General features: G+C 68.6%; 6 protein-coding genes and 1 pseudogene. 1 reads left to right on the top strand and 6 read right to left on the bottom strand.

Annotated features, from left to right (window positions below):
- Positions 1-293: 293 nt before the first annotated feature.
- Positions 294-554: an AbrB/MazE/SpoVT family DNA-binding domain-containing protein gene (locus tag AB2385_RS05665; RefSeq protein ID WP_367653975.1), complete on the top strand. Its 261-nt coding sequence runs from the start codon at positions 294-296 to the stop codon at positions 552-554.
- Positions 555-692: 138 nt separating this feature from the next.
- On the opposite strand, the gene rsmI is transcribed toward AB2385_RS05665, so the two are convergent.
- The 6 genes and pseudogenes from rsmI to AB2385_RS05635 form a co-directional block, all read right to left on the bottom strand.
- Positions 693-1,547 carry a 16S rRNA (cytidine(1402)-2'-O)-methyltransferase gene (gene rsmI, locus AB2385_RS05660; RefSeq protein WP_367653973.1) on the bottom strand — a complete coding sequence of 285 codons (855 nt, stop codon included), beginning with the start codon at positions 1,545-1,547 and terminating at the stop codon, positions 693-695.
- Positions 1,548-2,347: 800 nt separating this feature from the next.
- Positions 2,348-2,995: pseudogene (locus AB2385_RS05655) on the bottom strand (stage 0 sporulation family protein); the annotation flags it as partial.
- A gap of 61 nt (positions 2,996-3,056) precedes the next feature.
- Positions 3,057-4,055 carry a DNA polymerase III subunit delta' gene (gene holB / locus AB2385_RS05650; protein ID WP_367653972.1) on the bottom strand — a complete coding sequence of 333 codons (999 nt, stop codon included), beginning with the start codon at positions 4,053-4,055 and terminating at the stop codon, positions 3,057-3,059.
- 12 nt (positions 4,056-4,067) lie between these two features.
- On the bottom strand, positions 4,068-4,397 hold the full coding sequence (locus AB2385_RS05645) for a cyclic-di-AMP receptor (protein WP_367653971.1): 330 nt from the start codon (positions 4,395-4,397) through the stop codon (positions 4,068-4,070).
- 15 nt (positions 4,398-4,412) lie between these two features.
- Positions 4,413-5,057: a dTMP kinase gene (gene tmk, locus AB2385_RS05640; protein WP_367653970.1), complete on the bottom strand. Its 645-nt coding sequence runs from the start codon at positions 5,055-5,057 to the stop codon at positions 4,413-4,415.
- Positions 5,058-5,062: 5 nt separating this feature from the next.
- Positions 5,063-6,472 (bottom strand): aminotransferase class I/II-fold pyridoxal phosphate-dependent enzyme, encoded by a 1,410-nt coding sequence (locus AB2385_RS05635; RefSeq protein ID WP_367653969.1) that lies wholly within the window; start codon positions 6,470-6,472, stop codon positions 5,063-5,065.
- Positions 6,473-6,500 lie beyond the last annotated feature (28 nt).

The raw sequence follows: 6,500 nt of genomic DNA, 5'->3' as shown, positions 1-6,500 counted from the left end.
CCTTTGTGCCCTTGGCTTGGCTGGCGACCGTTCCACACTTCTTGACGTAGAGCCGGGCTCGTGGCGCGGGAGGCGGCCATTTGGGGAAAATGTCCAATTGGCCCTTGACTTAGGACGATTATCCAGTTATGGTTGTCATAAGGAACCGACCGCCTTGAACCATGTAGCGGTCGAAATATGTGCAAAGTAACGTTGACACGGTACCTTGACTTTTTCTACCATTACTGTTACCTTTATGGCTGGCGATAGTGACCTTCGCAGCCCCTGGATGCAAGGAGGGAATGTGCCATATGATGAAGTCCACGGGGATTGTCCGGAAGGTGGACGAACTCGGTCGTGTTGTCATCCCGATCGAACTTCGCCGCACGCTGAATATTGAGGAGAAGGATTCCCTGGAGATCTACGTCGACGGCGACAAGATCATCCTGCGCAAGTACGAGCCGGCTTGCGTCTTCTGCGGCAACGCCGCCAACGTGGAGAATTTCAAGGGGAAGAACGTGTGCCAGTCCTGCCTTGCCTCCATGGCTGACCGGGTCCATCATCAGGTCGGGTAGCGCGTTCACCAGGGGTACCGAGAGGAGGAACGGCCAGCCGCCGCCCTCTCGCCACCGGACGTGCGCTGCACGTCCGGCGGTTTCACGAAGGCACGTCAGGGCCCTGGGGCCGCCTGAGCGCGGCGCCCGGGGCTTTGCTTATTCCTCTGCTTCACCCTTCGCTTCCAGCAGCGCCTGGTACACCGCGCGCTTGCGGAGCCCGAGCCGCTGGGCCACCTCCTTCATGGCCGCCTTGCGATCCATACCCTGCGCCTCCAGTTCCGCCACCGCGCGAGCCAGGCTGCGGGCGTCCGCCGGCCCGGCTTCTGCCTCCGGGGCCTCGGGCGATGCGCCGTCGAGGATCAACACGAACTCCCCGCGCGGCTCGTGGGCCTCGAAGTGCATGATCAGTTCGGACAGCATGCCCCGGACATACTCCTCGTACAGTTTGGTGAGCTCCCTGCAGGCGACGGCGCGGCGGTCACCCAGTGCTGCGCGCAGATCCTGCAGCGTCTCCCGCAGGCGGTGTGGCGCCTCATAGAGGATCACCGTTCGCTCCTCGGCCTTCAGCCGTTCCAGCGCCTCCCTGCGCTCGCGGCCCTTGTGCGGCAGAAAGCCCTCGAACACGAACCGGCGCGTCGGCAGGCCCGAGGCCACCAGCGCCGTCACGAACGCCGTCGGGCCCGGGACCGGCACCACCGGTATCCCCGCCTCGATGGCGCTGCGCACCAGGTCTTCCCCGGGGTCGGAGATGGCGGGCATCCCCGCATCGGTCACCAGGGCCACGTCGTCCCCGCCCAGGAGCCGCTCGATCAGCCTGGGCCCAGCGGTGCGCTTGTTGTGCTCGTGATAGCTCGTAACGGGCGTGTCAATCTGAAAGTGATTGAGCAACTTGCGCGTCTCACGCGTGTCCTCGCAAGCGATCACCGCGACCTCCCGCAGGGTGCGCAGGGCCCGCTGCGTGATGTCTTCCAGGTTGCCGATGGGCGTTCCGACGATGTAGAGCGTGCCCACGACGGCTCCGCCTCCCCGAGAGAGTGTTGAAATGGCCACCCGGGCAGGGCCCGGCCGGAGAACCTGTGCACAAGACCCCGGAGGGATCGCCCTCCGGGGTCTGACGGTTCGCCGCCAAGAAAGGTCCGCGGCTACTGCCCAGCCATGCCGCCGGCGGCCGCTTCCGCCGCAGACGCCGAGCCCGAAGGCCGGGCGCCCCGACGCCGGCGCCGCCTGCGGCCACCATCCGCGGAGGCCGGGCGTGCGGCCGGCTCGGCGGGCTGCTGCTCGGCCGCCTGCGCCTTCCTCGCCTTGGGCTGCTGCTTCCCCCGCGGCTGGGACTTGGCCTGCTGGGCCCTGGACTGCTGCTCACCCGCATGCTGCGCCCGGGAACGCCGCGGCTTGGGCGACTGCGAATCCGCAGCTTTCCCGCCCTCGCGCCGCTCCTGGGCCTGCACCGGCTTGCCGCCCTCCCGACGGTCCTGGGGCTCCGCGGGCTGGCGGTTCTCCCGCCGGTCCTGCACCTCTGCGGGCTTCCCGCCCTCGCGCCGCGGTCGCACGCCGGACTTCTGCTCCGGCGAGGTGCCGCCTGGCTCCGGATCGGCTCCCTCGGGCTCGCGGCGCTTGCGTTCCCGCCGCGCCGGCTTCTCCGGGAGGTCAGCCTGGGCAACCCACGCCCGCTCCTCCGAGGCCGGCTCCGGCCCCCGGCCCAGCAGGACCGGCTCGGGCTCGTCCTGGTGCCAGTCCTCCGGAGGCACCTCCTCCGGCTCCACCTCCACCAGCTGCGGCGGCACGTACCCCGGCGCCAGTGTGGGGTCCTTCTTGGCGGCCTCGTAGGTCTCCTGCTCGAAGCGCAGGCAGCACATCAGCCGGCCGCACAGGCCGGAGATCTTGGACGGGTTAAGAGAAAGGTTTTGGTCCTTCGCCATGCGGATGGAGACCGGCGCGAACTCGCCGAGGAAACTGGTGCAGCAGAGCACGCGGCCGCAGGGGCCGATGCCGCCCAGAAGCTTGGCCTCGTCGCGCACGCCGATCTGGCGCATCTCGATGCGCGTGCGGAAAACAGACGCGAGATCCCGCACGAGCTCGCGGAAGTCCACCCGGCCTTCCGCCGTGAAGTAGAAGATGATCTTCGAGCCGTCGAATGTATACTCAACGTCGACCAGATACATGTCGAGATTATGGGCTTCGATCTTCTTGAGAGCGATGGCGAAGGCCTCTTTCTCCTTCTGCTTGTTGGCTTCCGCCACGGCGTCGTCCCGCTCGTTCCCGATGCGGATCACCCGCTTCAGCGGCTGGACGACCTCCTCCTCAGGCACTTCCTTGGGGCCGATGACCACCTGGCCATACTCCACGCCTCGCACCGTCTCGACGACGACCCGGTCTCCCTGGGCGACGGGCAGCTCGCCGGGGTCAAAGTAATACACCTTCCCGGCCAGCTTGAAGCGCACACCGACTACGCAGACCATCCCGTCACCTCCTTGTCGCCAACTATCACTATATCCGCCGAATCACGGCTTCCGCAAGTTTCTAGCCCAGGGCTGCGCGGTGGAGGCGCAACATCAGCACGTCCAGCACGAGGCGGGTGTTGGCGCTCCGGAGCAGCAGGCCCCGTGCGCCCGCAACCGCCTCCAGCATGCCCAGGAGACTGACGCCACCGTAACGGTCCGCCAGCCTCCTCACGTCCGCCAACCGGTCGCTGTTCACCACCAGTCGCTCGTCCGCGCCCTGCGCCACCAGGAGGGCATCCCGCAGCCAGAGGGTGAGCATGTCGAGGCGCGCGTCAAGCAGATCCTTCTCCTTCTCCAGCGCCTCCGCCTGCTCCAGGAGCGCCGCGTCGTTCATCTGCCCCAGGCGCAGGAGGAAATCGCACGCCCGGTCGCGGCGTTCCTCCACCTCGGGGCTGGCGGCCATCTCCAGGGCCCGCGACACCGATCCGCCCGAGAGCGTCGCGACAAGCCGCGCCCGCCCCGGTTCGATGCCCGCCCGCTGCTGCAGGATCGCCGCGATTTCCTCCGGCCGGACCGGTGAGAAGTGCACGATCTGGCACCGCGAGACGATGGTGGGCAGCACACCGGCCAAGTTCGTGGTGAGCAGGACGAAACAGGCGTGCGCCGGGGGCTCCTCCAGGACCTTCAGGAGCAGGTTCCCGGACTCCGCGTTCATCCGCTCAGCGCCGTCGATCACCACCATGCGCACCCGGCCTTCTGTGGGACGGGCATAGACCTCACTCTGCACCGCCCGCATCTGGTCGGTCTTGATAAAGCGACCGTCAGGCTCCACCAGCGTGAAGTCCGGGTGCACCGGCGGATCCGCGGCCAGCTTGCGGCAGGAGACGCAGTGGCCACACGCCTCCCCGCCAACGGGAGAGACGCAGTTGAGACTGCGCGCCAGTTCCAGCGCGGCCAGCCGTTTGCCCACTCCCGGCGGGCCGGCGAAGAGATAGGCGTGCGCCACCCGGTCGGTGGCCACCGCCCTGCGCAGGAGGTTCACCGCCAGCTCCTGCCCCCGCACCGCGGACCAACTCACGACCGCGTCCTCCTAGTACTGCTCGAAGCGCTCCACATCGAGCACGAAGATGGTGGCCCCGCCCACGGTGATCTCCACCGGGAAGGGAATGTACGAGTCCGCAGGCCCGCCCATCGGCGAGAGCGGCGTGACCAGCTGCTCCCGCGACCGGCAGGTGCTCTGGATGATGCGCAGCAAGCGCTCGAGCTGAAGATCCTGCACGCCGATCAGCAGGGTCGTGTTGCCTTCCCGCAGGAAGCCGCCTGTGGAGCTGAGCTTCGTCGCCCGGAAGCCCTCCTGAGTCAGCGCCGTCAGCAGCCGATGCGTGTCCTTGTCCTGGATTACGGCGATCACCAGTTTCATCCTGACACCCTCCTCTCAGGATGCCGTGCGCCCCCCGCCGAACCGCCGGGGGAGGACCTCGTCCACCAGCGCCCGAATCTCAGCCTGCACCTCGTCTACCCCGCGGGAGGCGTCCACGATCTTCACCCGCCGCGGCTCGGCACGGGCGATCTCCAGGTATCCCTCACGGACCTGCCGGTGATACGCCAGGGACTTCTCCTCGATCCGGTCCATGCCCCCGGCCTTCAGCCGGGCGAGGGCCACCTCCGGGGCCAGATCGAGCACGATGGTGCGGTGTGGGCGCAACGCACCCGTCGCCATCTGGTTAATCTGTTCCACGAAATCCAGCGGCAAACCGCCGGCAAAGCCCTGGTAGACGATCGACGAGTCCACGAACCGGTCGCAGATCACGACCTTGCCGGCCTCCAGCGCCGGCCGGATGGTGCGACTCACATGCTCGGCCCGACTGGCCGCGAAGAGCAGGGCCTCGGTGATCAGCGACATGCCCCGGTTGCGGGGGGAAAGCAGGATCTCCCGGATCTGTTCAGCTATGGGCGTGCCGCCGGGTTCACGGGTGAAGAAAACCGGCACGCCCCGCTCTTCCAGGTACTGGAGCAGCAGCCTGAGCTGCGTGGACTTCCCGGCCCCGTCGACGCCTTCGAAGGTGATAAAAACAGACACGCTGCTCACTCCACCACAACTTGAATGGTGCGGAGAAGGGGATCGGCAGGGCCCTGGAGGTGCCAGCCGGCCCTCGCCGCGAACGACAGGTAGTCCACCACGTCCCGGGTAAGCCGCTCTCCGGGCGCCACCACCGGGATACCGGGGGGATAGGGCGCGACCATCTCGGCGGCGATCCGGCCCACGGACTCCGCCAGAGGCACGGCCTGCTTCCGCCCCAGGTACGCCTCCCGCGGCGTCATCACCACCTCGGGCCAGGGCGGCTCGGGCGGGAGGGCGGGCACGCCCCCGTCAGACGGCAGCCGCTCCAGCGCGGCGACCAGCGTCGCCACCGTCTCCGGGGTGTCGCCCGGGGTCAGCACGGCCAGGAGGTAGGTGAGCCCCGCGGCCTCCACGGCCACGCCGGCTTCTTCCCACAACCACTCTGCTGCCCGGAATCCCGACACGGACCGGCCCCGCACGTCGATGAGCAGTTTGGTGGCATCGTCGGTCGGGTATACCCTGAGGCCCGGGATGGCCTCCACGCGCCGGCGCGCTTCGCCCGCCAGTGCGAGAGTCCGGTCCCATGCGCTGCGTCCCTCCAGGGCCAGCATGCGACGGGCCGCGTCCAGCGAGGCCATCAGCAGGTAGGACGGACTGGTCGTCTGCACGAGCCGCAGCATCTCCTGCACCCGGAGCGGGTCCAGACGGCTCCCGCGGGGCAGGTGGCACAGGGACGACTGCGTGAGGCTTCCACCCGTCTTGTGCAGCGACTGCACCACCCCGTCCGCACCCAGCGAGACGGCCGAGGGCGGAAGGGAGGGGTGAAAGGCGAAGTGCGCGCCGTGCGCCTCGTCCACCAGCACCGGCAGGCCGGACCGGTGGATCAGTTCGATCTCCGCGGCGATTGCAGAGGTGATCCCATAGTAGGTGGGGTGAACCAGCACGGCCGCCGCCGCACCCGGCAGGGCAGCCTTCAGGGAGGCGCGGTCGGCGCCGGTGGCCACCCCCAGTTCAGGATCAAACGCCACCCGCACCCAGCGCGGCCGGAGCCCGGCCAGGATCAGCGCACCGAGCACCGAGCGGTGGGCGTGCCGGGGGACGACGATGGTCTCTCCAGGAGTGCAGGCCGCCAGGATCAGGGCGTGGAGCCCGGCGGTGGTGCCGCCCACGAGGAAGTAGCTCCGCCACGCGCCGAAGGCCGCGGCCGCCAGTCGCTGCGCCTCCGCAATCACGCCCTCCGGCGCGTGCAGGTCGTCCAGTCCGGGCGCCTCCGTCTGGTCGATGGAGAGCGCGCGTTCGCCCAGGAACGCCCGCCACTCGGGGTCTGCCCCACGCCCCATCTTGTGGCCGGGCACATGCAGCGGGGCCCGCACCCGGCCTGCATAGGTCTGCAGGGCCTCGAACAGGGGGGCCCGGCGTTGTTCCTCTCCCATTGGCCAGCCTCCTTGGGGGCTCTATTCG

The organism is Symbiobacterium sp. (assembly GCF_040797425.1).
Taxonomy (GTDB): Bacteria; Bacillota; Sulfobacillia; order Symbiobacteriales; family Symbiobacteriaceae; genus Symbiobacterium.
Note: the sequence above shows the minus strand (reverse complement) of the source record. Positions and strands in the feature narration are given on the sequence as shown.

What these genes read in the sequence shown, in the direction of transcription:
- AB2385_RS05665 (WP_367653975.1), top strand. Translation starts at nt 294, where the DNA reads ATGAAGTCCACGGGGATTGTCCGGAAGGTGGACGAACTCGGTCGTGTT.
- AB2385_RS05645 (WP_367653971.1), bottom strand. Translation starts at nt 4,397, where the DNA reads ATGAAACTGGTGATCGCCGTAATCCAGGACAAGGACACGCATCGGCTG.
- AB2385_RS05635 (WP_367653969.1), bottom strand. Translation starts at nt 6,472, where the DNA reads ATGGGAGAGGAACAACGCCGGGCCCCCCTGTTCGAGGCCCTGCAGACC.